Annotated in this window: 31 protein-coding genes; 13 read left to right on the top strand and 18 right to left on the bottom strand. The window is 66.3% G+C overall.

Going from position 1 to position 26,458, the window contains the following annotated elements:
* Positions 1 to 15: 15 nt before the first annotated feature.
* A complete protein-coding gene (gene groES, locus ACWF9G_RS01270) occupies positions 16 to 315 on the bottom strand; it encodes a co-chaperone GroES (RefSeq protein WP_019045169.1) in 300 nt (99 codons plus the stop codon).
* Positions 316 to 677: 362 nt separating this feature from the next.
* On the opposite strand from groES, the gene ACWF9G_RS01265 reads away from it, so the two are divergent.
* Positions 678 to 2,183, top strand: a complete 1,506-nt coding sequence (locus tag ACWF9G_RS01265; RefSeq protein ID WP_452512772.1) for an Hsp70 family protein — start codon at positions 678 to 680, stop codon at positions 2,181 to 2,183.
* A gap of 145 nt (positions 2,184 to 2,328) precedes the next feature.
* Here ACWF9G_RS01265 and tsaD read toward each other — a convergent pair whose 3' ends face one another.
* The 7 genes from tsaD to ACWF9G_RS01230 form a co-directional block, all read right to left on the bottom strand.
* On the bottom strand, positions 2,329 to 3,375 hold the full coding sequence (gene tsaD, locus ACWF9G_RS01260; RefSeq protein WP_452512770.1) for a tRNA (adenosine(37)-N6)-threonylcarbamoyltransferase complex transferase subunit TsaD: 1,047 nt from the start codon (positions 3,373 to 3,375) through the stop codon (positions 2,329 to 2,331).
* Positions 3,372 to 3,866, bottom strand: a complete 495-nt coding sequence (rimI, locus tag ACWF9G_RS01255) for a ribosomal protein S18-alanine N-acetyltransferase (protein WP_379083292.1) — start codon at positions 3,864 to 3,866, stop codon at positions 3,372 to 3,374. The genes tsaD and rimI overlap by 4 nt, the downstream gene beginning before the upstream one ends.
* A gap of 23 nt (positions 3,867 to 3,889) precedes the next feature.
* A complete protein-coding gene (gene tsaB / locus ACWF9G_RS01250; RefSeq protein WP_379303556.1) occupies positions 3,890 to 4,582 on the bottom strand; it encodes a tRNA (adenosine(37)-N6)-threonylcarbamoyltransferase complex dimerization subunit type 1 TsaB in 693 nt (230 codons plus the stop codon).
* A 65-nt stretch (positions 4,583 to 4,647) separates the two neighbouring features.
* Positions 4,648 to 5,103 (bottom strand): tRNA (adenosine(37)-N6)-threonylcarbamoyltransferase complex ATPase subunit type 1 TsaE, encoded by a 456-nt coding sequence (gene tsaE / locus ACWF9G_RS01245; RefSeq protein ID WP_379303558.1) that lies wholly within the window; start codon positions 5,101 to 5,103, stop codon positions 4,648 to 4,650.
* On the bottom strand, positions 5,096 to 6,172 hold the full coding sequence (locus tag ACWF9G_RS01240) for an alpha/beta fold hydrolase (protein WP_452512767.1): 1,077 nt from the start codon (positions 6,170 to 6,172) through the stop codon (positions 5,096 to 5,098). Before ACWF9G_RS01240 ends, tsaE begins: the two co-directional genes overlap by 8 nt.
* Positions 6,169 to 7,374, bottom strand: coding sequence for an alanine racemase (gene alr, locus ACWF9G_RS01235; RefSeq protein ID WP_452512765.1), 1,206 nt, complete (start codon positions 7,372 to 7,374; stop codon positions 6,169 to 6,171). Before alr ends, ACWF9G_RS01240 begins: the two co-directional genes overlap by 4 nt.
* Positions 7,375 to 7,381: 7 nt before the next feature.
* On the bottom strand, positions 7,382 to 8,821 hold the full coding sequence (locus tag ACWF9G_RS01230) for an NAD(P)H-hydrate dehydratase (protein WP_452512763.1): 1,440 nt from the start codon (positions 8,819 to 8,821) through the stop codon (positions 7,382 to 7,384).
* A gap of 68 nt (positions 8,822 to 8,889) precedes the next feature.
* Between ACWF9G_RS01230 and ACWF9G_RS01225 the strand changes: the two genes are divergently transcribed.
* The gene (locus tag ACWF9G_RS01225) at positions 8,890 to 9,315 is read left to right on the top strand and encodes a cupredoxin domain-containing protein (protein WP_452512761.1); all 426 of its coding nucleotides are present in this window, start codon (positions 8,890 to 8,892) and stop codon (positions 9,313 to 9,315) included.
* A 37-nt stretch (positions 9,316 to 9,352) separates the two neighbouring features.
* Here ACWF9G_RS01225 and glmS read toward each other — a convergent pair whose 3' ends face one another.
* Entirely contained in the window at positions 9,353 to 11,233 is a 1,881-nt protein-coding gene (glmS, locus tag ACWF9G_RS01220) for a glutamine--fructose-6-phosphate transaminase (isomerizing) (RefSeq protein ID WP_379303570.1), read from the bottom strand.
* Between the two features lie 36 nt (positions 11,234 to 11,269).
* Between glmS and ACWF9G_RS01215 the strand changes: the two genes are divergently transcribed.
* The 8 genes from ACWF9G_RS01215 (at position 11,270) to ACWF9G_RS01180 (ending at position 17,995) form a co-directional block, all read left to right on the top strand.
* Positions 11,270 to 12,127 (top strand): poly(ethylene terephthalate) hydrolase family protein, encoded by an 858-nt coding sequence (locus ACWF9G_RS01215; RefSeq protein ID WP_452512759.1) that lies wholly within the window; start codon positions 11,270 to 11,272, stop codon positions 12,125 to 12,127.
* A gap of 191 nt (positions 12,128 to 12,318) precedes the next feature.
* On the top strand, positions 12,319 to 12,882 hold the full coding sequence (locus ACWF9G_RS01210) for a DUF3558 domain-containing protein (protein WP_452512935.1): 564 nt from the start codon (positions 12,319 to 12,321) through the stop codon (positions 12,880 to 12,882).
* Between the two features lie 45 nt (positions 12,883 to 12,927).
* The gene (locus tag ACWF9G_RS01205; protein WP_452512757.1) at positions 12,928 to 13,434 is read left to right on the top strand and encodes a hypothetical protein; all 507 of its coding nucleotides are present in this window, start codon (positions 12,928 to 12,930) and stop codon (positions 13,432 to 13,434) included.
* Positions 13,431 to 14,606, top strand: coding sequence for a WXG100 family type VII secretion target (locus tag ACWF9G_RS01200; RefSeq protein ID WP_452512755.1), 1,176 nt, complete (start codon positions 13,431 to 13,433; stop codon positions 14,604 to 14,606). The genes ACWF9G_RS01205 and ACWF9G_RS01200 overlap by 4 nt, the downstream gene beginning before the upstream one ends.
* On the top strand, positions 14,603 to 15,388 hold the full coding sequence (locus tag ACWF9G_RS01195) for an ESX secretion-associated protein EspG (RefSeq protein WP_452512753.1): 786 nt from the start codon (positions 14,603 to 14,605) through the stop codon (positions 15,386 to 15,388). The genes ACWF9G_RS01200 and ACWF9G_RS01195 overlap by 4 nt, the downstream gene beginning before the upstream one ends.
* A 2-nt stretch (positions 15,389 to 15,390) precedes the next feature.
* Positions 15,391 to 15,732, top strand: coding sequence for a hypothetical protein (locus ACWF9G_RS01190; RefSeq protein ID WP_452512751.1), 342 nt, complete (start codon positions 15,391 to 15,393; stop codon positions 15,730 to 15,732).
* 22 nt (positions 15,733 to 15,754) lie between these two features.
* Positions 15,755 to 16,093: a hypothetical protein gene (locus ACWF9G_RS01185; RefSeq protein WP_452512749.1), complete on the top strand. Its 339-nt coding sequence runs from the start codon at positions 15,755 to 15,757 to the stop codon at positions 16,091 to 16,093.
* A 3-nt stretch (positions 16,094 to 16,096) separates the two neighbouring features.
* Positions 16,097 to 17,995, top strand: coding sequence for a hypothetical protein (locus ACWF9G_RS01180; protein ID WP_452512747.1), 1,899 nt, complete (start codon positions 16,097 to 16,099; stop codon positions 17,993 to 17,995).
* Positions 17,996 to 18,043: 48 nt separating this feature from the next.
* Here ACWF9G_RS01180 and ACWF9G_RS01175 read toward each other — a convergent pair whose 3' ends face one another.
* Genes ACWF9G_RS01175 through ACWF9G_RS01165 form a run of 3 tightly spaced genes read right to left on the bottom strand, consistent with a single transcriptional unit; the run spans position 18,044 to position 19,859 of the window.
* Positions 18,044 to 18,922 carry a hypothetical protein gene (locus ACWF9G_RS01175; RefSeq protein ID WP_452512745.1) on the bottom strand — a complete coding sequence of 293 codons (879 nt, stop codon included), beginning with the start codon at positions 18,920 to 18,922 and terminating at the stop codon, positions 18,044 to 18,046.
* Between the two features lie 2 nt (positions 18,923 to 18,924).
* Positions 18,925 to 19,284, bottom strand: coding sequence for a hypothetical protein (locus tag ACWF9G_RS01170; protein WP_452512743.1), 360 nt, complete (start codon positions 19,282 to 19,284; stop codon positions 18,925 to 18,927).
* Entirely contained in the window at positions 19,272 to 19,859 is a 588-nt protein-coding gene (locus tag ACWF9G_RS01165; RefSeq protein WP_452512741.1) for a YbaB/EbfC family nucleoid-associated protein, read from the bottom strand. Before ACWF9G_RS01165 ends, ACWF9G_RS01170 begins: the two co-directional genes overlap by 13 nt.
* 176 nt (positions 19,860 to 20,035) lie before the next feature.
* On the opposite strand from ACWF9G_RS01165, the gene ACWF9G_RS01160 reads away from it, so the two are divergent.
* Positions 20,036 to 20,488: a hypothetical protein gene (locus ACWF9G_RS01160; protein WP_452512740.1), complete on the top strand. Its 453-nt coding sequence runs from the start codon at positions 20,036 to 20,038 to the stop codon at positions 20,486 to 20,488.
* A gap of 43 nt (positions 20,489 to 20,531) precedes the next feature.
* Here the strand turns inward: ACWF9G_RS01160 and ACWF9G_RS01155 are convergent, their stop codons facing one another.
* The 5 genes from ACWF9G_RS01155 to ACWF9G_RS01135 all read right to left on the bottom strand — a co-directional run bounded on the left by ACWF9G_RS01155 (position 20,532) and on the right by ACWF9G_RS01135 (position 23,802).
* Positions 20,532 to 20,978: a hypothetical protein gene (locus tag ACWF9G_RS01155; RefSeq protein ID WP_452512738.1), complete on the bottom strand. Its 447-nt coding sequence runs from the start codon at positions 20,976 to 20,978 to the stop codon at positions 20,532 to 20,534.
* 50 nt (positions 20,979 to 21,028) lie between these two features.
* Entirely contained in the window at positions 21,029 to 22,747 is a 1,719-nt protein-coding gene (locus ACWF9G_RS01150) for a hypothetical protein (RefSeq protein ID WP_452512736.1), read from the bottom strand.
* 28 nt (positions 22,748 to 22,775) lie between these two features.
* Entirely contained in the window at positions 22,776 to 23,117 is a 342-nt protein-coding gene (locus ACWF9G_RS01145; protein ID WP_452512735.1) for a hypothetical protein, read from the bottom strand.
* Positions 23,118 to 23,208: 91 nt separating this feature from the next.
* Positions 23,209 to 23,517, bottom strand: coding sequence for a DUF6802 family protein (locus tag ACWF9G_RS01140; protein WP_379303602.1), 309 nt, complete (start codon positions 23,515 to 23,517; stop codon positions 23,209 to 23,211).
* Positions 23,518 to 23,610: 93 nt separating this feature from the next.
* Positions 23,611 to 23,802: a PspC domain-containing protein gene (locus ACWF9G_RS01135; protein ID WP_019045152.1), complete on the bottom strand. Its 192-nt coding sequence runs from the start codon at positions 23,800 to 23,802 to the stop codon at positions 23,611 to 23,613.
* Between the two features lie 146 nt (positions 23,803 to 23,948).
* On the opposite strand from ACWF9G_RS01135, the gene ACWF9G_RS01130 reads away from it, so the two are divergent.
* A complete protein-coding gene (locus ACWF9G_RS01130; protein WP_452512733.1) occupies positions 23,949 to 25,589 on the top strand; it encodes an ABC-F family ATP-binding cassette domain-containing protein in 1,641 nt (546 codons plus the stop codon).
* A gap of 8 nt (positions 25,590 to 25,597) precedes the next feature.
* Positions 25,598 to 26,029, top strand: a complete 432-nt coding sequence (locus tag ACWF9G_RS01125; protein WP_452512731.1) for a hypothetical protein — start codon at positions 25,598 to 25,600, stop codon at positions 26,027 to 26,029.
* A gap of 1 nt (position 26,030) precedes the next feature.
* Here ACWF9G_RS01125 and ACWF9G_RS01120 read toward each other — a convergent pair whose 3' ends face one another.
* Entirely contained in the window at positions 26,031 to 26,396 is a 366-nt protein-coding gene (locus ACWF9G_RS01120; RefSeq protein ID WP_452512729.1) for a hypothetical protein, read from the bottom strand.
* Positions 26,397 to 26,458 lie beyond the last annotated feature (62 nt).

Below are 26,458 nucleotides of genomic sequence, written 5' to 3'. Positions count from 1 at the left end.
GAATGCGGCGTTGGCCTACTTGGTGACGACGGCCAGGATGTCGCGCGCCGACAGGATGAGGTACTCCCCACCCTGGTACTTGATCTCGGTGCCGCCGTACTTGCTGTAGATGACGACGTCGCCTTCCTTGACGTCGACGGGGATGCGGTCACCCTTCTCGGTGATCCGGCCCTCGCCGACGGCGATGACGGTGCCCTCCTGCGGCTTCTCCTTGGCCGTGTCCGGGATGACCAGGCCGGAGGCCGTCGTCGTCTCGGCCTCGTTGGCCTGGACGAGGATCTTGTCCTCGAGCGGCTTGATGTTCACGCTCGCCACGTTGAGCCCTCCACTTTCAGGGGAAATTCGGTCGTCCGGAACTGTTGTCCCGGACCGGGTTTCGGTCTACATGCGACCCTGCGCGTCAGCCCCGTCGTCGCGGGTGCCGGGACCCGAAGCCCAGTAGTCGACTGGCACAAGTACAGCTACACAGTGCCGACTAGCACTCTATACGTGAGAGTGCCAGCGCTCAAGGCCGGGTTGTGCCAATGTCGCGTTTTCGACACGCCCACACTCGCCAGTGATCTTCACATCGCCTGTCAAGATCTGTAACGTTCGCATAACAGGCTGTGAAAGGATATGTATAGCGTTCCATCGAGATGGTCGGCGTCACAGAACCATCCGCTCGAAGGGAGGTGAACATGCGAACATCCCTCGGCATCTCTGCCGGTAACGAGGTGGTGTGCTCAGCACTGGTCGCCACCGGACCGTCCGGTGAGCAAAGCTTCGACTACCGGGTCGTTTCCGCCGACGCGGCGCACTCCGACCTCGGTGATCTCGTGTCGTCCTCGATCGAGTTGATGACCACCCAGCTGCCCGTCTCCCAGAGCGCGGGCATGGACGGCGAACCATTCGGTCGGTACGCGGGCGCGCATCGCAGGGCCGAGTCGGCCCGTACGCGGCCACCGACCAGCGTCGCCGTCGCGTACCGGAACAAGGAGCAGGCCCAGGCAATTCGCGCGGCGACCACGCGGCATCGTGATCTTCGATTAGTGCCGGAGGGCACCGCGGCGATGATCTACTTACGCGATACCGGCCTGCTCGATCGCTACGCCACCATCGCGGTGGTCGACCTCGGCGCGACCGGACTCACCGTCACCGTCGTCGACTACGCCGACGGCACGATCCTGCACACCGAGCGCACGCCGACGCTGAGCGGCAACGCCATCGACGAGCTGATCTACCACCATCTCGTCGACCTGCACTACGCCCGCCGCGGCACCAGGCCCAATCGCAGCACCCTGACCAATCGGGGCAGGGCGGCCAAGGAGCACCTGTCGATCGCGCCGGCGGTCACCATCGATCACGTGGCCGGTCAGCCGCTCAAGCTCACCCGCTCCGATTTCGAGGAGCTGATCGGCGGGCTGCTGCGCAATATCGCGCTGTTCTCCGCGTCGGTGTTCAGCCGGGCGCCGAAGTATCCCGAGGCGGTGGCGGTGATCGGCGGCTGCGCCAACATCCCCGCCGTCGTCGACACGCTGCACGCGCGATTAGACGTGCCGGTACTCACCGTGGCCGATCCGGAGGCCGTGATCGCCAAGGGCGCGGCACTGGTCGCCGATGCCGCCGCGCCGTCGGCACTGTTACCCGCCGCACTCGGTGACGCGCCGAGCGGCACGTTCACCAAGGTGGTCGGGACGCTGGCGGGCGCGGTCGTCGTCGTCGGCCTGGTGATCGGCTACGGCGTGCAGGCCATCACACCCGACGCCCCCGATGTCACCCCGGCGGGCACCAGCAGCTCCGTGCGGCAGCCATTACCCGTGGCACCGCAATTACCGCCGGCACCGCAGAACCGCGAAAGCGGCGACCGCACCGGTGTCACCACCGCGCCGCCCACCACCGAAACCCCGGCGCCGAGCCCGATCGCGCCCACCACGCCAGCGCCGCCCAGCTCGGCCCCGGCGCCCAGCCCCTCCGGGCCCAGCTCGACGGCCCCGACGCTGCGTCCCGACCCGAATCTGCCGCAGATCCCATATCCGGAATCGCCACTCGGCCCGATGAACAGTGGATCCTCCGGCAACCAGCAGCAGCGTCCGTCGACGCCGAACACCTCCCCCACCCAGGCACCCGCCCACGGTGTCCTGCCCGTGCCCGTGCCGCCCGCCGCGAGCACGCCGAGCGAAGCACCGCTCCAGCTGATCGACTAGCTGCCGGACAGCACGCTCGCCGCGCCGGATACATCGAGCAAGTAGGCCGCCGCGCCATCCGCATCAGATAGCAGGCGCAGGCACATCGGCCGCGCATACAGACCGCCGCCTCAGGCCGCGGCCGCCTGCGTAGCGGCTGGAACGATCAGCCGCGCAGGGCACTCACCGACACCGGCAGACCCGGATCGGTGGCGACGGTCAGCTCGGCGGGTTGCGCACCCGCCGCGATCACATGGGCGCCCAGCGCCGCGATCATCACCCCGTTGTCGGTGCACAGCCGCGGCTTGGGCACCCGCAGTGTCAATCCCGCCGCCGTGCAACGCTCTTCGGCGAGCGAGCGGATGCGGGAGTTCGCGGTGGCGCCGCCGCCGAGCACGATCGTGTCCACCCCGACGTCCTGCGCGGCGCGCACGGCCTTCATGGTGAGCACGTCGGCGACCGCTTCCTGGAAGGACGCGGCGATATCCGGGATCGGCAGCTGCTCGGACGTGATGCCCTGGCGCTGTGCCGCTTCGACGTAGCGGGCGACCGCGGTCTTGAGGCCGGAGAAGGAGAAGTCGTAGCGGGCATCACGCGGCCCGGTCATGCCGCGCGGGAACGCGATGGCGCGCGGATCGCCACCGGCGGCGGCCGCGTCCAGGTATGGTCCGCCCGGGTAGCCGAGGCCGAGCAGCCGGGCGACCTTGTCGAACGCCTCGCCCGCGGCGTCGTCGACGGTGCTGCCGAGCTCGGTGATCGGCTCGCCCAGATCGGTGACCTGGAGCAGGTGGGTGTGCCCGCCCGAGACCAGCAGCGCCACCGCAGGCGGCAGCGGGCCGTGCTCGAGCGTGTCCACCGCGACGTGCCCGCCGAGGTGGTTGAGCGCGTAGAACGGCACATCCCAGGCCGCCGCGTACGCCTTGGCCGCGGCGACACCGACCAGCAGCGCACCGGCGAGGCCGGGTCCGATGGTGACGGCGAGCGCGTCGGGCTTGCTGATCCCGGCAGCGGCCAGTGCCCGGCGCATGGCGGGCACGATCGCCTCGAGATGCGCGCGCGAGGCGATCTCGGGGACAACGCCGCCGAAGCGGGCGTGCTGGTCGACGCTGGAGGCCACCTCGTCGGCGAGCAGGTCGAGCGATCCGTCCGGGTTGCGCCGGACGATGCCGACTCCGGTTTCGTCGCACGAGCTTTCGATGCCCATGACGATCACGACAGCACCTCGTCCTGCCTGCCGCGCGCGGCCCATTCGTCGGCCGCGGCGGTGAGTTCGGGCCGCCGCATGGTGTACGCGTCGGCGCCGCTGGGGTGGTAGTAGTTCTTGCGCAGCCCGATGATGTGGAAACCGTGCTTGGCGTAGAGCGCGATGGCCGGCGCGTTGTCGGTGCGCACCTCGAGGAACACCGGGCCGCCGCGTTCGCCGGCCGTGGCCAGCAGCGCCTCCAGCAGCAGCGTGCCGATGCCGCCGCGATGGCAGTCCGGGTCGACGCCGATGGTGTGCACCTCGGCCTCGGGATGGGCGGCGTCACCGAGCAGCGCGATGCCCGCGTAACCGACCATGACGCCGTTCGCGTCGCGAGCGGTGATGTAGCGGTTGTGCGCGCCTGCCAGCTCGGAGCGGAACGACACCGCCTGCCACGGGTCGTCCTCGGGAAACAGCAGATGCTCGAGCTCGACGCAGCGGTCGATATCGGCAGGGGTCATCGGTTCGATCCGGTACACGGCACTCACGCCCCGGTCCGGTCGAGGGTGCGGAAGCTGTTCTCCACGGCGTCGGGCCTGCGTAGATACAGCGGAACCAGCGCCTCCGGCGCGGTTCCGGCCAGCAGCTCGAGCGCGGCGACCGACACCAGCCCCGCGGGCGAGGGCGACTCGCTGGGCAGCACCGGGAGATCGAAGTAGTCGACGTGCGCGGCCGAGCCCGCGACCGCGACGGCGTCGCCGAGCGGCACCTCGGTGGGCTTGCACACCTCGGGACCGGCGACCCGCGCCCCGTTCAGGTAGCGGGCCCAGTACACCTCGCGCCTGCGCGCGTCGGTCACCACCAGCAGTTCCCCCGTCTCGCGCTGCTCGCCCGCGGCTTCGGCGGCGATGGCGTCGAGACTGCACACGCCGTGCACCGGCAGTCCGAGCGCGTCGCCGAAGGCGGCGGCGGTGGCCATCCCGACCCGCAGCCCGGTGAACGGGCCGGGCCCGACACCGACGACGAGCGCGTCGAGCTCGTCACGACGCACCCCGGCTTCGGCGAGGCATTCCAGGATCTGCGGGGTGAGCACTTCGGCGTGGGCGCGCGCGTCGACCTTCACTCGGGCAGCGAGCGTCGCCACGGCGGGCCGGGAGTCCGCGTCGGCGGCAGGTGACAGATGCACCAATCCCGCTGTAACGGCGGGTGTCGCGGTGTCGACTGCTAGTACGAGCATGATTGTCTCAACAATACCGGGTGGTATCGGCGCCCGGCGCGCAGCTGTGCTCGCCGGTGGGCGGGCTAATCGATCCACTCCCAGATCGCCGTGCGCACATCGGATTCCGGTTCCCGGGCGAGTTGCACCCGCAGATGCCGCTCCGAGAGGTGTTCGACGACACCTTTACCCCACTCGACCACCACCACCGCGTGATGCAGGTCGGTGTCGAGGTCGAGCGCGTCGAGCTCGTCCAGGTCGCCGGCGAGCCGATACGCGTCGACATGCACCAGCGCCACCCCGGGCGTGCCGTCCGGGCGCTGCCCGGCCTTGTGCGCCCGCGCGATGATGAACGTCGGCGAGCTGACCCGGCCCAATACTCCGAGACCGGCCGCGATTCCCCTGGTCAGGGCAGTTTTCCCGGCGCCGAGCGGACCGTCGAGAACCACCAGGTCGCCCGCGCGCAGTGTCGCGGCCAGTTCCCGGCCGAACGCCTCGGTGTCCTCGACCGTGGTCAGGACGCGCTGCTGTGGGTCAGCCACCGACGGCCTCCCCGCCACGTGCGTCGCCGAAGCCCGCGCTTGCCAGCAACCGGTCGAGTGCGTCCAGCGTCACATCGGGGAACTGCAGGTGTGGCATGTGCGCGGCCTCGTTCAGCCGCACCAGCTCGCTGCTGGGGAGCGCCTCGGCAAGCACGTGTGAGTTGCGGAACGGGATCACCATGTCGTGCGCGCCGGACAGGACGAGCACCGGTATGTCGGCCAGCACCGGCAGCGCGGCCGACTCGTCGTGCAGCTCAATCGCTTTCAGGAATTTCTCGATGGTGCCGACCGGGGTGCGGTCGATCATCATGGTGGTGAACCGCGACAGCGTCGGGCTCACCTGGCCGTGGAACGAGCTGACGTGCAGGATCGGCGCGACCAGCTGCTTGCTCGCGGTCCGGCTCACCTGGACCAGCGCGGGCGCGGTCCGCACCGCCATCCGGAATCCGTCGATCGCGGGATGGCGCAGCAGCTGCGGCAACCCGGTCGCGGTCACCTCGGCGGCCGCGGTACTGAACAGCCCGACCGCGATCACCCGCGACGCGACCAGTTCGGGGAACTGCGCCGCCGCGGCGAGCACGGCCATCCCGCCGAGCGAATGCCCGACCAGCACCACCGGCCCGGCGGGCGCGCACTCGCGCACCACGGCGGCGACATCGTGGCCGAGCTGTGCCACGGTGCAGCTCTGGGTGCTCGGGGTGCCGGAGCGGCCGTGACCACGCTGGTCGAAGAAGACCATCCGGACCCGGTCGCCCCACTGGCGGGCCAGATCACGGCGCTGGAAGTGGAACGACTCCATGCTGTTGCAGAAGCCGTGCACGAACACGATCGTCAGCTCGGCGGAGTCGTCGCCGTAGGTGCGGGTGGCCAGCGGCACACCGTCGTCGGCGATCACGACACCCGGTTCGTCCTCATCAATCAGGGCGAAGTTCTCGTCGCGGTACTCGTCACGTTCGGCGGGCCACAGCACGCGCGCGCCGATCCGGCGCAGGGTGTGCGCTACGGCGAGCGCGCCGAGCAGGCCCGCGGTCGCCAGCCCGCCGCGCAGGATCACGGTTCCGCGGCTCATCGGCCGGTCCCCACATACCGGCGGACGGCTCTGCCGCGCGGTGAGCACACGATCTCGTAGTCGATCGTGTCGAGCAGCCTGGCCCAGTCGAGCGCGTGCGGGTGGCCCGCGCCGCCGCCGAACAGCACCGCCCGATCGCCCGCCCGCACGCCGCCCGCGTTGTCGCCGAGGTCGACCATGAACTGGTCCATGCAAACCCGTCCGACATTACGGTGCCGGGAACCGCCGAGCCACACCTCGAAACGTCCACTCAGCGAGCGGAATACACCGTCGGCGTACCCGGCGGGCACCAGCGCCACCGTCGTATCGCGCGGCGCGGTCCAGCGATGCCCGTACGACACGCCCTCCCCGGCGGCCACCCGCTTCACCAGCGTGACCTCGGCTTGCAGCGTCATCGCCGGGCGCAGGCCGAAGTCGCCGAGTTCCGGGATCGGGGACAGTCCGTAGACGGCGATCCCGGGGCGAACGAGGTCGAAATGCAGGTCGGGCCTGGTCAGCGTCGCCGCGGAGTTCGCCAGATGCACCTGCTCGGGTTCGAGCCCCTGCTCCTTGGCCTGAGCGATCGCCTCGAGGAAGCGCTCCCGCTGGCGGTCGAGCATGGGATGCTCCGGCTCGTCGGCGTGCGCGAGATGGGAGAATATCGCGCGGAACCGGACGACCTGCTCGTCGACAAGGGCGCGCAGAGCCTTCAGGACCTGCGGATACTCGGCGACCGACACCCCGTTGCGATTGAGCCCGGTGTCGACCTTGAGCGAGACCGTCGCGGTGCGGCCGGTCGCCCTGGCAGCCTGCTCGACGACCCGCAACTGCGTGAGCGAGGACACCCCGATCTCGATATCGCCGGCGATCGCGGCAGCGTAATCGGCATCGATGGTGTTCAGCCAGCACAGGATCGGCGCGGTGATCCCCGCGGCACGCAACGCCAGCGCCTCGGCGACGGTGGTAACCCCCAACTCGGCGGCCCCCGCCCCCAGCGCCGTCCGCGCCACCTCGACTGCACCGTGGTTGTAACCGTCAGCCTTGACCACCACCATCACCGCGGCGCCCTGCGCGAACTCACGCAGCACACGCACGTTGTGGGCAATGGCATCCAGGTCGATGACAGTTTCCACTTGCGCATTCACAGCCCCGATCCTGCCAGGACCCGCGGAATTCACAGAACCGGGGGCGGCGCCCGCCCTGGGAATCCTCACCTGGGACATCTCGTGCTCAGACGCCGGCGAGTTCTCGCAATACCCGAATCGCCGGCCGTATGTGATGCAGCAGCGGCGAGGCCGAGATCGGCGCGGCAGCCGGCTGCTCGTCATACGCGGCGAGGTTGGCCGCGAGCGCATGCACGCGCGCGGCCGCGGCGGCCGACCAGCCCGGCGACCGACCTGCCGCGAGCAACGCACCGAGAATCCCGGACAGGACATCCCCTGACCCCGCGGTCGCCGCCCACGACCCACCCGCATCATTGACCAGCGTCGTCTCCCCTGGCGAGGCGATGATCGTCGCTCGCCCCTTGAGCAACACGGTCACCTGCCACTCGTCGGCGAGCGCACGAACCGCACCCACCCGATCCGGCCCGAGCTCCACACCGGTCAGCCGGGCGAACTCACCGGCGTGCGGTGTCAGCACGGTCGGCGCGGTACGACCGCGAACCAGCGCGGGTTCGGCGGCGAGCAGCGTGAGCCCGTCGGCGTCGACGAGCACCGGCAGATCGGTGGCCAGCACTTGCGCGAGCCGGTCCATGGCGGCGATGTCCGTGCCGGCGCCGGGACCGAATGCCCACGCCTGCACCCGACCGGCCCCCGAGACCGTATGGCTGGCGATCACCTCGGGGAATCTCTCCAGCACCGCGGTGTCGTCCCCGACGTAGCGCACCAGCCCCGACGTCGCCGCCACCGCCGCACCGGTACTCAGCACCCCGGCACCCGGATACGTCGCACTACCAGCACACACGCCGACCACGCCCTGGCTGTATTTATCATCTGTCGCCAGCGGAACCGGCCAGCCGGCCCCGATCGCCGCCGAATCGAGCTGAGCGAGCCCCGGTTCGGGCAGTCGTAAACCGATCGGCACCAGCACGATTCGCCCGCAATGCGACGCCGCGAGCGCATGCACCGGCTTGTACGCCCCGAACGCCACCGTCACCGCCGCACGCACCGCGGGCCAGTCGATCGCTCCCGTATCCGGGTCCACCCCACTGGGCAGATCGGCGGCGACGATCGGAACATCCACCGCCGCAACCATCTCCGCGGCAGCAGGCCGCAGCGGTCCCCGACCGGAGATCCCCACGATCCCATCGATCACCAGATCCACCGCACCGAGCCGATCCACCACACGCCCACCGGCCGCCCGCAGCGCCGCGAGCCCTTCCCGATGCGCGCGTTCCGGATTCAGCAGCACCGCGGTCACCGCCACCCCCCGCCGCGCCAGCATCGATCCCGCCCACAGCGCGTCCCCACCGTTGTCACCGGACCCGACCAGCAACCCCACCGCCCGGCCGACCACACCGCCGGTCCCCGAACGCAATTCGTCGGCGACCACCATCGCCAGCCCATACGCGGCCCGCCGCATCGGCATCCCCGCAGGCACACGCGTGAACAGCTCCGCCTCGGCCGCCCGTACCTCGTCGGCGGTGAAGTAGCCGCGCCGATCCGACATCGTCGCCTCCCGGTCCCGGCGCGGGCCACGGCCGGTCCGCGATCGTTCGCAGACTACGCTCCACACCCATGTCGATGGTTCGTCACCGCGCCGCATCCGCCCGGGTTGTCGCCGGATTCGCCGTGGCCGCCACCCTGCTGTCCGCCGGTTGTTCCGGCGACGGCGGGAACGCCGCCTCCACCACCACCCGCAAGCCGCGCCCGGTCACCACCACGACCACGCAGACCGCGCACAAGCCGACCGACCTGACGATCGACGTCAGCGGCATGAAGTACTCCCCCGCCGACGTCACCATCAAGGTCGGCGAGACCGTCACCTGGAAGTTCTCCGACAAGGCCCCGCACAATGTCCAGGGCATCGGCGACAAGGCGATGGGCATCAACAGCCCCATCATCGACAAGGGCGAATGGTCCTACACCTTCACCCAGCCCGGCACCTACCGCTACCTGTGCAGCCTGCACCCGGACATGCGCGGCTCCATCACGGTCGAGTGATCGCGGCGGCCGGCCCCGAAGGCCGGCCGCTCACGTCCTATTCGACGGTGACCGACTTGGCCAGGTTGCGCGGCTTGTCCACGTCGTAGCCGCGAGCCTGCGCCACCTCGGCGGCGAAGATCTGCAGCGGAATGGTCGACAGCAGCGGCTGGTACAGCGTCGGCGCGGCCGGGATCTCGATCAGGTCATCGGCGAACGGGCGCACCGTGTCGTCGCCCTCTTCGGCGATCACGATGGTCCGCGCGCCACGCGCCTGGATCTCGCGGATATTGCTCAGCAGCTTCGAGTGCAGCACCGGACGGCCCTTCGGCGACGGCATCACCACGATCACCGGCAGTCCGTCTTCGATCAGCGCGATCGGCCCGTGCTTGAGCTCACCCGCGGCGAAGCCCTCGGCGTGCATGTACGCGAGCTCCTTGAGCTTGAGCGCGCCTTCCAGCGCCACCGGGTAGCCGACGTGGCGACCGAGGAAAAGCACGGTCGGCACATGGGCCAGCTCGCGCGCGATGGCCCGCACCTGCGAACCGGTCTCCAGCACCCGCGCGATCTGCTTGGGCATGGCCTCGAGCTCGGCGAACTCACGGGCCACCTCGTCGGGGTACTTGACCCCGCGTGCCTGCGCCAGCGCCAGGCCGACCAGATAGTTGGCCGCCACCTGCGCGAGGAACGCCTTGGTCGAGGCGACACCGATCTCGGGCCCGGTCCTGGTGTAGATGACCGCGTCCGACTCGCGCGGAATCTGCGCGCCGTTGGTGTTGCAGATCGCGAGTACGCGCGCCTTCTGCTCCTTGGCGTGGCGCACCGCTTCGAGCGTGTCGGCGGTCTCGCCGGACTGCGAGATCGCCACCACCAGCGTCGACCGGTCCAGCACCGGGTCTCGGTAGCGGAACTCGCTGGCGAGCTCGACCTCCACCGGCACCCGGGTCCAGTGCTCGATGGCGTACTTGGCGAGCAGCCCCGCGTGATACGAGCTGCCACACGCGACGACGAACACCTTGTCGAACTCGCGCAGCTCCTGATCGGCGAGGCGCTGCTCGTCCAGAACGATCCGGCCGCCGTTCTCGTCGACGACGAAATGCCCCATCAGGGTGTCGGCGACCGCGGTCGGCTGCTCCTCGATCTCCTTGAGCATGAAGTAGTCGTGGCCGCCCTTCTCGGCGGCGGCGAGATCCCAGTCGATAGTGAACGGCCGGGTGACCACGCCCTCGGTGTTCCCGGCGAAGTCGGTGACGGTGTAGCTGTCGGCGGTGATCACCACGGCCTGGTTCTGCCCGAGCTCGACCGCCTCGCGGGTGTGCTCGATGAACGCGGTGACATCGGAGGCGATGAACATCTCGCCCTGCCCGACGCCGACGACCAGCGGCGTCGACTGCCGGGCCGCGACGATCGTGCCGGGATGATCGGCATGGGTGAAGACCAGCGTGAACGCACCCTCGAGACGCTGCAGCACGGCCAGCGCGCTCGCGGTGAAGTCACCCGCGGTGGGGCCTTCCGCATACGCGCGCGCGACCAGATGCACCGCGACCTCGGTGTCGGTGTCACTGAGCAGCTCGACCCCGGCGTTCTCGAGCTCGCGGCGCAGCGGCGCGAAGTTCTCGATGATCCCGTTGTGGACGACGGCCAGCTTGCCGGACACATCGCGATGCGGGTGCGCGTTGCGATCGGTCGGAGCGCCATGGGTTGCCCACCGGGTGTGGCCCATGCCGCTGGTGCCCGCGAACCGCGCCGCACCAGCGGCGTCCAGCTCGGCTTCCAGATTGGCCAGCTTGCCCGCCTTGCGTTCGACCGCGATCGACCCATTTCCGTCGAGGATCGCGACCCCCGCCGAGTCGTATCCGCGATACTCCATGCGTCGCAACGCGTCGACGACAACGCCGAGCGCGTCCCGGTAACCGACGTAGCCCACGATTCCGCACATGGTCCCCCACCCTACTGATCGGCTAACCTTCTCGCCGTGTCGGTCTCCGTGAAATCGCTCCTGAGCACCCTGTCCGCGCGCGGCCCCCACCGGGTGTTGCGCGGAAATCTGGGCATCGCGGGCCAGCCTGGTGTGGTCTACACGCCCGAGTCCGGGCTGAACCTGCCCGCCGTCGCGTTCGCGCACGGCTGGCTGACCAGCGCAGAGAACTACAAGAGCCTGCTCGAGCACGTCGCGTCGTGGGGCTTCGTCGTCGCCGCGCCCGACACCGAACGCGGCCCGATCCCGTCACATCTTGACCTGGGCACCGACCTGCTCACCACGCTCGACATCGTGAGCAAGGTCCGTCTCGGCGACGGCACCATCAGCGTGCACCCCGACCGCCTCGCCCTGGCAGGCCACGGCATGGGCGCCGGCGCCGCCGTCATCGCCGCAGCTCAGCGCCGCGTCGCCGCCGTCGCCGCCCTGTTCCCCGCCCCCACCTCCCCCACCGCGGAGAACATCGCCCCCGAACTCGACACGCCCGGCCTGATCCTGGCAGGCGCCCTCGACCTCGACTCCGTCAGCTCCAACGCCCGCGCCCTCGCCACCGCCTGGTCCGGCCCCTCGATCCTGCGCACCATCGACGGCGCCTCCCACAACGGCATAGTCGAAGGCCGCCGCCTCTTCGCCGCCCTCGGCGCAGGCCGCTACGAACACAAAACCGAGAAAACCACCCGAGCCCTCCTCACCGGCTACCTCCTCAACACCCTCCTCGCCGACAAGACCTACGCCCCCTTCGCCGACCCCGAAGCGGCCATCCCCCACACCACGGTGGTCGACCCGCACGCCCCGGTCGAAGAGGAAACCCCCAAGCTGTCCATCGGCACGGTCGCCAAACTGATCAGGGGCTGACCCGATCGACAGCCCGGATGCTCAGAACCGGGAACCGACGGGGCTGGTGCTGCGTCCAATCACTATGTGAACGGTTCTGATTCGACGTTGAATGAGCAGCCTCCCTGCTGCTGGGACGGTCCGGTAATGTCGTGGCCCATCGGGCGGGGAGTCCCGCGGGGAACCGGTGTCGGTTGGAGGGACCTGTGAACATGAGTCGTGGATCAATGATGGTCACGGGGCTGGCCGTCGCCGGGGTGCTGCTGGTGGGGGGCTGCGGGGCGGAGAAGGCGAGTGATGAGGCCACGCCAGCTCCGACGTCGACCGACGTGCCGTTGCCCACCGGGTTTGATGGGTGCAACCTGCCGCAGTCGGTGATCGATGCAGAACAGCTGAAGAAGGGGAGTGAGGACAATAACTGGAACACCCCCGGAAGTTCCCGGAAGTGGCTGGGCTGCAGGTGGACTCAAAGTGACGGATTCGCAGCTGGCATCACGGTGACCACCATCACCGTGCAGAGCATCCGCGAGAGTCCGAGTTCTCAGTGGACCCTCGGGGAGCAGTCGACGATCGCGGGGCGCGCGGCGATCACCTACTGGCAGCCCGCACGTAATCCGGCGGAGAATTGCACGATCAACGTCGAAATGAAGGGCGGCGGGATGGAAATCGGCATAACGAACCCTCCATCGCGCCGAAAGTCGAAGGACCGGAACGCTTGTGACATCGCAACATCATTAGCCGATATGCTGGCACCAACAATTGCAGCTGGCAGCTAACGATGAGCACAGGAATGCATCACGTTTTGGGGAGGGAGCGAAATCATGACTGACTCGACACCACTGGCAAGCCTGATCGAACAGGCCAAGAACGGGAATCTGACGGTCGGTTTCAGCGACAACATAGTGGTGAACGCCGATGAGTTCGCCTACATCGAACGCGATTGTGAAGCATTCAAGGCCAAAATCCAAGATTTACAAGCCGCAGCACAGCAGATATCCGAACGCGAGAATTGGGGACTGGGCGAAAAGACCGATCGCCTGAACTCGGCGCAAGTCTTGGTCGGCCGGTTCCGAGGTAAGGCTATGATCGTCGACCCCGCCAAGGACTCCGACAACAACGTATTCGACATCCTCGACCAACACTACAAAATCGTCGACGACATCCAGATCCTGCATCGCACGATAGCCCAGAAATACCGCGAAACTGATGCCACCTTTGCGGCGGAATACGACCGCATGATGGCGAACCTGCCCGCCAGCCCGATCAGTACGAACCCGCCCGGCAAGATCGAACCCGGCACAACCTCTATCGCGGTAGGGCAGTCATGACACACACGACCGAGCCGACCAAGATCACCGACGCGCTGCGCGAACACGCCGACCAGTTCGAGCATTGGGATATCTTCCGCTCGTTCAACCCGCTCGACCCGACCACCGCGCAAGAGTCCGCCCAGGAATACAACGAACTGTCGATCGGCTGGAACAACGCTGTCGAGTATTTCGCCGCCCGCATCAAACATTCCAGTTCCGCAGCGTGGGAGGGCAACGCTGCCGAAGCCTCACGGACAGCGATCACGAACTACACCACCCGCGCGCTGGAATTATCGCCTGCGTTGTCTGCCCTCTCCTCTGAGGTGACGAGGGCCGCAAATGGCGTCGTCATGACCAAACAGAACGTTCACGAACCACAAAATGGACGCAGCACTTGGGATCTGCCTGGAAAGATCGCCGACTGGGTAACCGATGGTCCGCGGTCGAAAGATCAAATCGATCAGGAGAAAGCCAACGCCCGCGAGGCTATGACGACCCATTACATCAATAAATTCAAGGAAACAGACGGCAAGATCCCGGTATTCCCCACCCCGGTAAGCCCCATCAACCCGCTGTACTCCTACGACCCGAGTAGCGATCCGGGCAATGGAACCGGCGGCGGCGGAACTCCGACCACACCGACCACAGCCACACCATCTCCCACCACCCCGACCACCGATCAACCGGCGACCACCGCAGATCCAACGACTACCACCGACGACGAGACCGAGGACACCTCGACCGACGATTCGAGCAACGGCAACCCCGACACCGAGGATGCGACACAGCCCAGTTCGGCTACACCCGAATCCCCGTCGACCAATCCGGCCGGAACCAATCCAGCAGGAACGGGTTCACCTGGTTCAGGATCACCCGGCGGCGGATCACCCGGAGGCGGCGGGTCACCGGGTAGCGGATCACCGTCCACTCCCGCTCCGGGGAAAGCCATGCCTGGTACCCCCATCGCGGCTGGTGTCGCGGCCGCAGGCCTCGGTGGTGCCGCCGCCAACGGCGGCCGTGGCATGGCCGGCATGGGTGGCATGGGCGCCCCGGGTGCGCGTGGCGGCGGAAAAGACGACGAATCCACCCATGAGATTCCGGAGTGGTTGAGGAACATGACGAACACCGAGGAACTCCTGGGTGAAGCTCCCAAAGCACTGCCCGGTGGCGTGATCGGCGCGGACGAATGACGGAATGGCTCTGGGAGCCGGACGATTTCGCGTCGCTCTGGTACAGCCCTGGTCGCGACCGGTTCCCCTTTCCGCTGGGATACACCAGCCGGTTGGCCTCGGTAGCGGAGGTGAATCAGCATCGCTCGGCGGTCCGTGGCAGATACGACGCGGACGAACACGAGCTGATCGAGCTCGCCTTCCATACCCTCACCACCTCACAGCTGCGGATAGAGATCCTCGGTGAGTCGAGTGCCCTCGGCAAAGGGGTCACGAAGGAGTACCGCGTCATCGGTGCTCGGACGCCGCACCACGCGGTGATGCTGACGCAAACGGCGACGCGGGAGGGAGTGGAAGAGCGGATTCGCTGCCGACTGCTACGACCGGAGCAACTACCTGGCCGACTCTCATGGATCGTGCCCGAGTATGTGGCCGGACGAAGCGCCACCGAAACGTTCCACCTCGATGACCTGGAACCGAAGAACACAAACTCGAACAATTGGTCCGTCACACCGGGGCAACGGTTCGACAAGTTCGTCCACCGGCCCCGCGAAGGTACCGCCTGGGCACAGTTGCGGACCGGCCCGATCACCGATCGCCCGGAGCCCTGGTCCAGCGCGCGCTGGTTCGACTTCACCGACGACGGACGCTATCTCATGCAACGCAACCGCGAACACGTGCGGATGAGTCCGGCAGGCGCCAACGACCTGACCACGCTCTTCACGAACTGGATCGAACGAGCCCTCACCCGGCTACACGAACAAGAGGAACAGGCCGTGCCGACACCATGGGGAGGTGCTTGACGATGAACTGGCTCGCCAGAATCGACAGCATCACCAACGAACACATCGCTGCCGCACGGCAGGTCGAAGACCGAATCGAACAGGTTCAGCGCGAAGCCGACGAGGCGATCCAGCAGATCGGTGAGCGCGTCGCGGCGATGGGGTTCGGACCCGAGACACCAGAGGAACAGGCAGCGCGCGAGGCGCGTGAGGAACGGGACCGGCTGATGTACGAATACCGAATGCGGACACAGCAGGCAGCAGCACCGGCCCGCGAGCGGGAAGTGTATGTGCAGCCGACGGACTGGACCGATGTCGATGAGGCTCGATCCCAAGGGTTCGGTCGCGATTCATGGCTGGTGTAGGTCGCAGTGAAGGGGGTCTCCGATGAGTGACTTGCTGAATATCGATTCGAGTACTGTGCGCGCGCAGGGTGGAAAGCTGCAGAGCACGGCACAGGAGCTGTCGTCCGTCGCCGGCGCCTGGGGAAACATGTTCGACAAGAACGACTTGGGAACCGAATACGCTGCCGAGGCGGCGGCGATCGTCACGGGCTTCGAGCACACGGTAACCGCGGTGAAGAACTGGTCGGGTGCCTGCACCGCGTTCGGCGATGCGCTGACCAACAGCGCCAACAACTTGCAGTACACGGACACCGAGTTCTCCAGTGCCATCAGCAAGGTGTCGGTCGACGGCAAGGGCGATCTGACCGTAGGGGGGAAATAGGTCATGGCAGATAATTCCGACCTCGGCCTGGGCGACGGCAACGCGGGATCCTGGGTTACCGTCAACGGCGCCGGGCGGGACAAGTCTGCCGTATGGGCAGGCTACGGCAATCATGACGCGGGTGATGTCAAGATAAACGAGTCGATTTCCGCCGACTCCGGTGCATACAACCCCGGCTACGATGCAAGCCAGATCCTGATGTTGGGCGGCAGTGGAGTAAGTCCCACGCTCGCTTACTCGACCCAGTACGATGTGGATATCCTGTTTTGGTTCCACCTCGTACAGGCACGATATGAATTCTCGGGTGATTCCTGCCCGACCGGAATTTCGCTTGAATCCAAAGAAGCGATAGGCAAAGCATACTTCAAGCAAAGTGGCATGAAGCTGAACAACCTCGTCGGCGCCGCTCAGAGAATGTCGGCCGCAATGCCGAAGATCGAGACTGCGCAGACCGATCAGGAGCAGGTTGTCCGCGCTCTCGAAGGTGCGTGGCAAGGCGCCAGCGGCACCGCGGCGAAAACCAAGCTGAGCAATCTCAACACTTGGTCCGACGAGGCATCGACCGAGATCGGCCAGTTGCCCGGAGTGCTCAACGGGGCCGTCGACGGAATCAAGAGTTGCCTCCAGCGAAAGGCAAATGCCTTCGGAAAGCTGTCTGGCGTCACCAAGATCAACGGTGTCAGCATGACAAATGGAGACAGCGGCGGTCGTGGCATCAATCTCCGCGATGATGACGATGCGGCAAGCGGCAATGACGACGTTTCTCTCATAATCAACTTCGCGGCCCGACGTGGCATCGGCGATCAGGCTCGCCACCGCATCGAGATCCTCGCGGACAATGGCGTGTTCGGGGTCGTGAGAACCAAAGGTGTTCTCACGGACTACCAGGCCGGGATGGACCCCTCATATTTTGACGATCAAGCCCAAGCGCTCTGCCGACAGTGGCGCCAGCACTTTCGTGAGAGCGCCGAGGGATACTTCAGAGCCTATACGAATCTGTGCACAGAAACAGACGCGGCAGTCAAGGCGTATCTGAAGGTCGTCACCGATGCCCTGAACAATGTCGAACACCTGTCCACGCCCCCGGCTCCCGAATCGCAGCCCACCACCGATCAACCAAATCCCACCACACCGGCTACATCGCCCGCGACCAACCCCGCGGGTACCACAACGGATACCGGGGACACCCCCGGCACTACCACCGACGACACGAAAACACCCACCGCGGGAACCGCCAACCCGACAGCCACCGATGATGATGACGATGACGACAATGACGACTCCTCCACGGATCTGAGCAGCCTGCTGTCCACGGTCTCGAGCGGGCTGTCGACCTTGAGCTCGGTAGTCAGCGAACTGTCGAGCCTGACGTCGGGATCATCATCCTCGGCCGAGTCCATCGCCGAATCGATCGGCACCGGACTCAGTTCGCTGGGAACGTCGATCACCAGCGGCATCGAGCAGTTGAGCAGTCTGTTCAACGGAACCGGCTCCACCGAATTCAATATCGCCGGAACCACGCTCAGCTTGGCAACCGGCGAAGATGGTCAGCTCAAGCTCACCACGACGGATTCCACGGGCACAGCCCACGAATACGGCCTGACGCTGAACGAGAACGGCATCCCGGTAGTCACCGACAATGCCTCGACTGATGCGACCGCCACCGGAGAGCCAGCGACACCCTCAGAGGGGGAACCGGCCAGCGCAACACCGAATCCCACTGCGCCGCTCAACGCCAACGGCCAGGCGGCTGAACAAAACCCGGGCACCTACAACGCCGCCCCGACACCGACGCCGCAACCCGAGCCCGACACCGAACACTGGTCGTCCGTCCCCGACGCCGGCCAGCCACCGAGTGCAGGCGACTCCGGCGCTGAATTGGCCGAAGCAGGCCCACTCTGAGTTCTGCTGCACGGCGCCGAGAACGGTGCCGTGCAGCGAGGGCGAACGCTACGCGGGCTGTGGTTGTTCTTCGTTGAAGCCAGAACCACCGGTCAGGATCGCACCGACCTTGCCGATCGGCTCCATCAGAGTCTTGTAGTCGAGAAAGATCTTCTTCAAGTCGCTGAGCATATCCGCATAGGACAGGCTGTCCCGCGCGATACGACGCAGCGCGGCAGGGATGACATGCGCGGCGGCGGCGCCGCTCGTTGCGATCAGTTCGATCGTCCAGCCGATCGCCGCTCCTACCAGATTGGCGAGCAAGTCGCGGACCAGAGTCCGTACAACATCGACAGCCTTCGATGCCGACTCCATGGCTTTGCCCATCGATGCCGCCATGCCGCTGGCGGCATCGATCTGATCGATGAGGCTCGATGCGCTGACACGGTACTGCTGACCGGACGCACCCTGCCAATCCTCGATATCCCGCTCTACACTGGATTTCCAATCAGCACTGACGGCGGTCAACTCGGTGGAAATCTTCGCCCAGGACTTTCCGTACGCCTCTACTATGTCCGGATTGCCGGCCAGTTCATCCAGCCCTTTTCGCATGAACTCGACATGGTCGAGTATCCACTTCGCAACCTGACTCCCGATGAACGCGAATGGATCCATCACCTTATAGGCGATCTCCGCGACGCTACCCGCCAGCCCGAGCATTCCCAGCATGGCCGCATCGGCTTGGCCCGATGCGAAGTTTCCGTAGACATCCCAAGCGTCGCCCGCGATGGTGCCCTTCAAGACTCCCGGAGTGCCCGTTTTCTGATCACCATTGAGGCCGACGTTCGAAAGGAGCGAAACATTCTCTTGATAGTACGCCTGGTTAGAATCCACCCCATCGGCAAGCATCGCATTGCCAGGCGCCTTCGGGTCGTCGAAACCAGACATCGTCACTGACCACCATTCGTATTGCCGATCTCAGCCGTGAGATCGGCCAAACTCTTGTTGAACTTTCCGTCCACATCTTCGACAGTCGATGCCACAGTTTGAAGTTTGCCGGGAAGGACTGAAACCGATTCCGCCAATTTCCGGATCGCAGCGATCGTCGTGTCCTGATTGTCGTCGAATATCATTCCGATGAAAGGTCGCGGGATCGCGCCGAATCCATCATCCGCCGAGCCGAGATAGGTCGCAGCTTGCAGCGCCTCGGTCATCTTCGACATCAGGTTGGTCATCTTGGCCGCGTGAGCGCGGACCTCATCGGGATCAATCGAAAAATCAGCAGGGCTACCCATGATCAGATCAACCACGACTTCCGGCTGTAGTACTGCTCGTCCTCGTCGGGTTCATCCGGGGTGACCACTTGTTCACGATTCGGCCGACGACTCCACGGTTGCGCGGAATCCGCCACGGGAGGTGGGGCATAGGCAGGTTCCGCAGCCGACGGCCGAGAAATACCGGACGGCGTGTGCGGATCCGGAAATGGGAGGTGATGTGCCGCTGAGCTATCGCCAGGATCGGGGTCGGGGAATCGCTGCGCGAACCGACTGACCATGTCCACCGCCGGCGCATCGTTCCCGACCACATCGTGCACCAGATGCGTCACCTGGTCGCGCAGCTTCGCCTGAGCACTCTGCAGACACGCCATGATCGCCGCCGACACCACTGCCGGGTCCTTCCCCCGCGTGGTTGCCGCCAAGTCGATCGCAGTGGGGACACCGTTGCTGTCGACCGTCACTGCAACACTGTCGTCGTTCGATCTCGCGGTGACAGAAAGTTCGGCCATGGAACGTTGCAGCGCATCGTATTTCTTCGCTGTGCTCTCGAGCTGTTCGGCGAATCGCCGTGCATTGACGATCGACTCGTCAAGTCTGTTCTCCACCATGGAATTCCCCCTCATACCCTAGAACTCGACGCCGACGTACGGCAGGCGCGATCACGCTATCATCGGCAACCTCGCGAGATTCTCGCAGCCTGCACAGCTCCCACAGAACACCGCAGCCATGGCGCGCGGCGATCGACCGTCACCCAGCTGGGAACCGCACATGCCACAATGGCTCGATGGACACTGGTGCGAGCAAACACGTCACCGGGATCGTCATGCCGCCGCACATCGCGAGATACCATGGCGCGCCTGAGGATCCGAGGTACCCCTCGCCTCGCTCGATGCGCGCTTTCGTCGCCGGCTCGGTGGACTTCTGCCTGTCGTTGGCTACCTTTCTCGGCTCAGTCCTGGCGCTGATCGCTCTTCGCGAAGACTCAGGCGTTATCGTGGCGGCGGCATTGGCGCTGCCGGTCATAGCCGTCATCGTGGTCAACGCAGTACTGCTACCGGCATGGATTCATGCGAGCCTCGGCGACCTTGTCTTCGGGTTGGTCAAGATCCGTTCAAGCGACGGCGGCCAGCCGACGATTGCGGACCTCGCACGCAATGTCTGGAATCCCGGATCGGGCCGCGACACAATCCCAGCCGTTGTCCAAGTACGCCGCCGCGATACCCGAACGACAGCGTGATGCCACGCCAACCTGACAGTCGAGTACTTTCCGAGTCGGGCAATCAGTCCAGCCAGGTCGACCGGCGGTAGTACTCGGATTCGGAGTCGTAGTCTCCGTCCGATGGTGCCACCGACGACCTGGCCTCCCGCGCCGCCCTCGCCCGGGCGACGGCCGCCCTGATCTCGGCCTGCCGCTGTTGCTCAGGAGTCATATTCGGATCCGGCATGAAGGCTACGGGCCCGGACGGCGGTGCCTGCATCGCCGTCACGGGTGCGACCTCATGTGCAGGATCTTCCCTACCCTGATCCGGTTGCGGCTCAACAGTTCCCGCTTCGTCTTCTGCCTTTTCCTGCTGCACCAGCTCGCGCAGGCGCTGGCCGGCCTCGACAGCGAACTGTTCGGCACGGAGCGTGGTCTGCCTGTTGATCTCATCGATCTCGTCCATCAGCATGGCCGAACGACGATGCGCCTCCGCCGCGATCTGCTCGATCTCTGCCGCGTAGTCCACGGACGATCAGTCCCCCGTTGTCGAGTGGGATCCGCCAAGGATGAGCGTCATCACAGCGGGCCTGCCTCGGCGAGGAGGGCGCCGGAATCGCCCGGGTTGCTCGCCGGGTGATCCTCGACAGTCGGGATGTGTTCGCCGTCTGTTTCCTGCCGGGTCGGCCGCGGAACTGCAGGCACACCACCTCCCCCGGGACCGGAAGAGGGCTCACCGCTATCGATTTCGCTGGTCACTGGAGCATCGTTCAGGTCAGGAGTTTCCGGTGTGGTCGGAGTGATTCCGCCGCCTGCTTCCACTCCACTGGGACCGGCTTCACCATTCCCGCCCCCGGATTCCGGTGCGCCCGAACCCGATGCACCGTCGCCGTCGGTGCCGGGCGAGGCATCTCCATCCTCGGCGGTACTCGAATCCTGTGCGACGACCGGAATTCCGTTCTCGTCCAACGTCAATCGGTACTGCGTTGTCGTGCCATCAGCACCGGTCGTCGTCAACGACAGCCCGTTCTCGCCGGCCCCGATGCTCACCTTGGTGTCGCCGAGCTGGAACGATGCCTCGTGCTCACCGGAGAGCAGGCTGCTCGCCTGTTCCGTCATCTGCTCGATGCCGTCGCTGATCGCCGTTCCCGCCGATTCGATCGCAGAAGTCAGCGAATCCCCGAGATCACCGGTGAGCGCGCTGGAAACAGTGCTTCCGAGCTCACTCAGTGTCGATGCGATGGCGCTCAGTGCGCTGCTGGCGTCGGAATCGTCATCTTCGTCGTCGTTATCATCATCATCGGACGAGGAGTCGTCGGTGGTCTGTGCCTTCGTCTGCACCGGCGATCCGGTGGACGTGTCACCGTTCTGTGTTCCAGCGGTCGCGGTCTGGCCGTCGTTCGTAGCAGCCTGATTGGTTCCGGGCTGATTGCCGTTCGTCTTCGACGGATCACCGTTGGCTGTATTGTCGCCGGGCGCGGCCGTGGTAACCCCGGCCACCGAGGGATACGCACGCTCCTCGACCGCATCGGCAGCCACTTGAACGGCGTTGTACTGCCCCTGCACAGCGATCAGGGTGGTGGTGCACTGAGCATTGAATACGCCGAGCTTGTCGTTGTAATCCTTCTTGAAGACCGTATCCAGCCAGTCGACGCAGATCTCCTTGACGGCCTGCTTCCACGCGTCCGAATTCCGCTCGAGGTCTTTCGCGCGATCTTCGATGTCGGGCACTTCGGTCAGCCGCTGCAGCAGCGAGCTCAGGACGTCGCCCGACTTGCTGCTGCGAATGATCTGCTGAATGTCGACCACCGTCATCTCACCGATGGTGATGAGCGTCCGCTGACTGCCGACCTCGACACGATTCCCGTCGGCAAGCTTCTTGACGGTGGCCGCCTTGTCTTCGACGATCTTCCGCAATGCGGTCGCCGCACCGGACATCGCGGTCGCCAACGCCTGAACCTTGCCGCGGTCACCCTCCGCGAGACCGACGATCTCGCGGAGCCGTCCGATTCCGGCGTCGGCCGCCGCGCCCTGCCAGGTGGATCCCAACGCGTTCGCCGCCGACTGCTGATTGCCGCGCTGCGTGTCGACCACGGTGATCATCTTCTGCAGCGCGTCAGCGGAGGTCACCAGCTTCACGAGGTTCATCCCTCGCTCCTGGTCGTACGCTGCCTGGATCTTCAGCGTCGGCCAGCCCGCATCATTGCCGAAGGCTTCCTCGTACAGCGGCAGCAGTTGCTCGAAATAGAGCAGACCTTTCGAACCGTCGTTGAGAATGTCGTCTACGGACTGCGTCATCGCCTGGCCCCCCGTCGGATTTCAGTGCTCATTTCGCACCGGTCCGGTCCAGGGCTCGTGCAGTGTTCTTGTCGACTTCGGTGAACTCGACGGTCGCGTTGCCGATCGTCTCTGCGGTGGCCTCGGTCGAGGTCGTCCACACCTTCAGCCAGGTGACTGTTCGCTCGATGCCCTGCGCGATCCGCACCCCGTAGTCCACGTAGGCGCGGCCCGCTTCGGATTCCGCGCCGTTGCGGCCCGCACCCCAACTGTTGTCCTCGACGTTCTTCGCCGCGGTACGTAGCTCGGACACACTGGTTTTCAAGCTGTTGACCGACGTGGTCATCTCGCTCTGGTTGACGACAACTCCGCCGGAAACTTGCGTGCCCATCCCCCACCTCCGCTGCTTGCAGCGCGCCCGGACGACGCCCTACCTACTTGGACGCGGGAACCCGGCCGCAGGTTCCCCCCGCGGAGCAGAATTACTCCCCCAGATTCCCCTGGTCGGTCCGCCGCCACTCCGACGTCCCATCGGGGAACCGGTGGTACTCCCACGCCGCATAGTCCCCATCGGCCTCGACCACCGTCACATGATCGGCGATCCCGTCGTGGTCGAAGTCCGACCAGACGCTGGTGTCGTGGGGTGTGGCATCGGTGAGAGAGTCGACGACTCCGTCACCGTCGAGGTCCTGGGACGGAGAGTGGAGTTCGACGGGGCCGAGGCTGCCGAGGGATGAATGGGCGTCGATGTCGGGTAGGCCGAGGCCAGGGATGTCGCCCGAGGTGACCATGGGACTCCTCCTCAACGGAAAACTCGCGGATGACGGCGCGGTGAGACTTCCACCATCTTGTCATCCGCGAGCGGGTGCCGGAGCGGTCGGGCGTTACTTCTTCGGCATGATCAGCCACAGAACCAGGTAGAGCAGGAACTGGGGGCCGGGCAGGAGGCAGGAGACGACGAAGACCAGGCGGACGATGTTGGCGTTCCAGCCGAAGTACTCGGCGATGCCACCGCAGACGCCGGCGATCCATTTGTCGCTGGTCGAACGGGTGAAGCGGCGGGCGGGGGCGGTCATTGTGTGAGGCCTTCCTGTCGAGCTGGTGATAACTCCACTGTGCCGAGCACGACCCCTCCCCCGCATCGGTCGGCAGACCCATCCGCACCCTGATTTCTGCCGGGCCCGATCTCAGGGTCCTACCCCTAGGCGGGCAGACTTGAGAGGTGAGCACGACATTGCAAGCCACCGGTCTGTCCGCCGGCCACGCCGAGCGGACCCTCTTCGCCGACCTCGACTTCACCCTCGCCCCCGGCGACGTGATCGGGCTGGTGGGAGTGAACGGCGCAGGCAAGTCGACGTTGCTGCGAATGCTGGCCGAACGCACGGCAGGCGACGGCGCCATCACCTTGAGCCCGCCGGACGCGACGGTCGGCTACCTCGCGCAGGAGCCGGAGCGGATCGACGGCGAGACCGTGCTCGAATTCCTCTCTCGCCGGACCGGCGTCGCCGTTGCCCAGCAGGTGATGGATGCGGCGGCGGAGCGGCTCGGCGAAGGCGGGGAAGATGACTACTCGCCCGCGCTCGAGCACTGGCTCGCCCTCGGTGGCGCCGATCTGGATCAGCGCGCCGAGGAGGTGGCCGCCGATCTCGGCCTCACCGACGGACTGGCGAGCGGACTGGACACCCCGATGACGGGTCTGTCCGGCGGACAGGCGGCGAGGGCTGGTCTGGCCTCGGTGTTGTTGTCGCGCTTCGACATTCTGCTGCTGGACGAGCCGACCAACGATCTCGACCTGGACGGCCTGGATCGGCTGGAGCGCTTCGTCAAAGGCATCCGGGTGCCGCTGATGGTGATCAGCCACGATCGGGAGTTCCTGGCGCGCACCGTGAATCGGGTGCTGGAACTGGATCTGGCGCAGCAGCAGGTCGGGCTCTACGACGGCGGGTACGAGGCGTATCTGGCCGAACGCGAGATCGCCCGCAAGCACGCCCGTGAGGCCTATGACGAATTCGCCGACACCAAGGCGGGTTTGGAGGCGCGGGCCCAGATGCAGCGCAACTGGCTCGAGCACGGCGTGCGCAATGCGCGGCGTAAGGGCAAGAACGACTCGGACAAGATGGGCCGTAAGACCCGGGCCGAGTCGACCGAGAAGCAGGCGGCCAAGGCTCGTCAGACACAGCGCCGGATCGAACGCCTGGACGTGGTCGAAGAGCCGCGCAAGGAATGGGAGCTGCGGATGGAGATCGCGGCCGCGCCCCGCAGCGGTGCGGTGGTGGCGACCGCGGCCAATGCCGTCGTGCGCCGCGGCGAGTTCACCCTCGGCCCGATCACCACGCAGATCGACTGGGCCGACCGGATCGTGCTCACCGGTGCCAACGGCTCCGGAAAATCCACTCTGCTCGGCCTGCTGCTCGGCAAGATCGTCCCCGATTCCGGTTCCGCCGCACTGGGTTCCGGCGTCGAGATCGGCGAGGTCGACCAGGCACGCGGGCTGTTCCGCGGATCGGAACGGCTGACCGACACCTTCAGCGCGGCGATGCCCGACTGGCCCGACGCCGACGTCCGCACGCTGCTGGCGAAATTCGGCCTGCGCGGCCCGCACGTGACCCGCGCCTGCGACACTCTCTCCCCCGGCGAACGCACCCGCGCCGCGCTGGCCCTGCTGCAGGCACGCGGGGTGAACCTGCTGGTCCTGGACGAGCCGACCAACCACCTCGACCTGCCCGCCATCGAACAGCTCGAGCAGGCCGTCGAATCCTTCACCGGCACGCTGATTCTGGTGACGCATGATCGCCGGATGCTGGATTCTGTTCGTGCGACCCGCCGTTGGCACATGGCCGGTGGATTGCTCACCGAGGATTAGGACGCACCATGGACCTCGCACTTGGCATCGATACCCGCGTCACGCTGCTCGTCACCGGCCTGATCTTCCTGAGCGCACTGCTGCTCGGGGTGTGGAAGTACCACGGCATCCGCACCTCGGCCGAGGGCGCGGCGCACATCTACGTCGACATCGCGCACCGCGCCGCCCTGCTGTACTCCTTCGCCGGAATCCTGCTCGCGGTGTTCACCGAGCTCAGCGCCTGGCCGACGATCGTCAACTTGACGGCGGACCTGGTGATACTCGCGTTCTTCGTCGGCGCGATCGCCAGCTATGTGCTGCACGGGATGCGGCGCGACACCACCAATCAGTTCGCCGGCGAGATTCCCGCCGCGCTGCGGCTGTCGATGTACGGGCTGATGGCGGGCGAGATCCTCGGGTTCCTGGTGTTGTTCAGCGGTTTCGTCGTCGGCCAGTTCTAGCTCAGAACGACTGCACCACAGCCGTTTCCGCGGCACCGAACAGGTCGATGTCAGAACCGAGCGCGGCGCCGATCAGCCCGGCGGCACCGGTGACGACAAGAATCGCGACGACAACGATCAGCGACCGCGAGCGCGGCACCCGTGGCACGGGGAACGAATACCCGCGCGACGGTTCGGGGACCGGCTCGTAGTGCTCGACCGGCTGGCCGTAACCCTCGTCCCGGATCGGGACGGTGTGCGAATACCCTTGCGGCACCTCACGACACCCCGGCCTGCCACACGCCCCACCACAGCGGTGATACGGATCGTAGTCGACCGGGTAGCGGTCCTCGTCGCGGTAGTTCCGGGCAGGCAGCGGCGGCACCATGAATCGCCCCCTTCGAATCGTGTTGCGCGCCAAACTGTCCGGTGCGCCAAGCAGCACACTCG

Source organism: Nocardia sp. NPDC055029 (assembly GCF_053608525.1).
The sequence above is the reverse complement of the archived record's forward strand: the minus strand, read 5'-3'. Positions and strand labels throughout refer to the sequence as shown.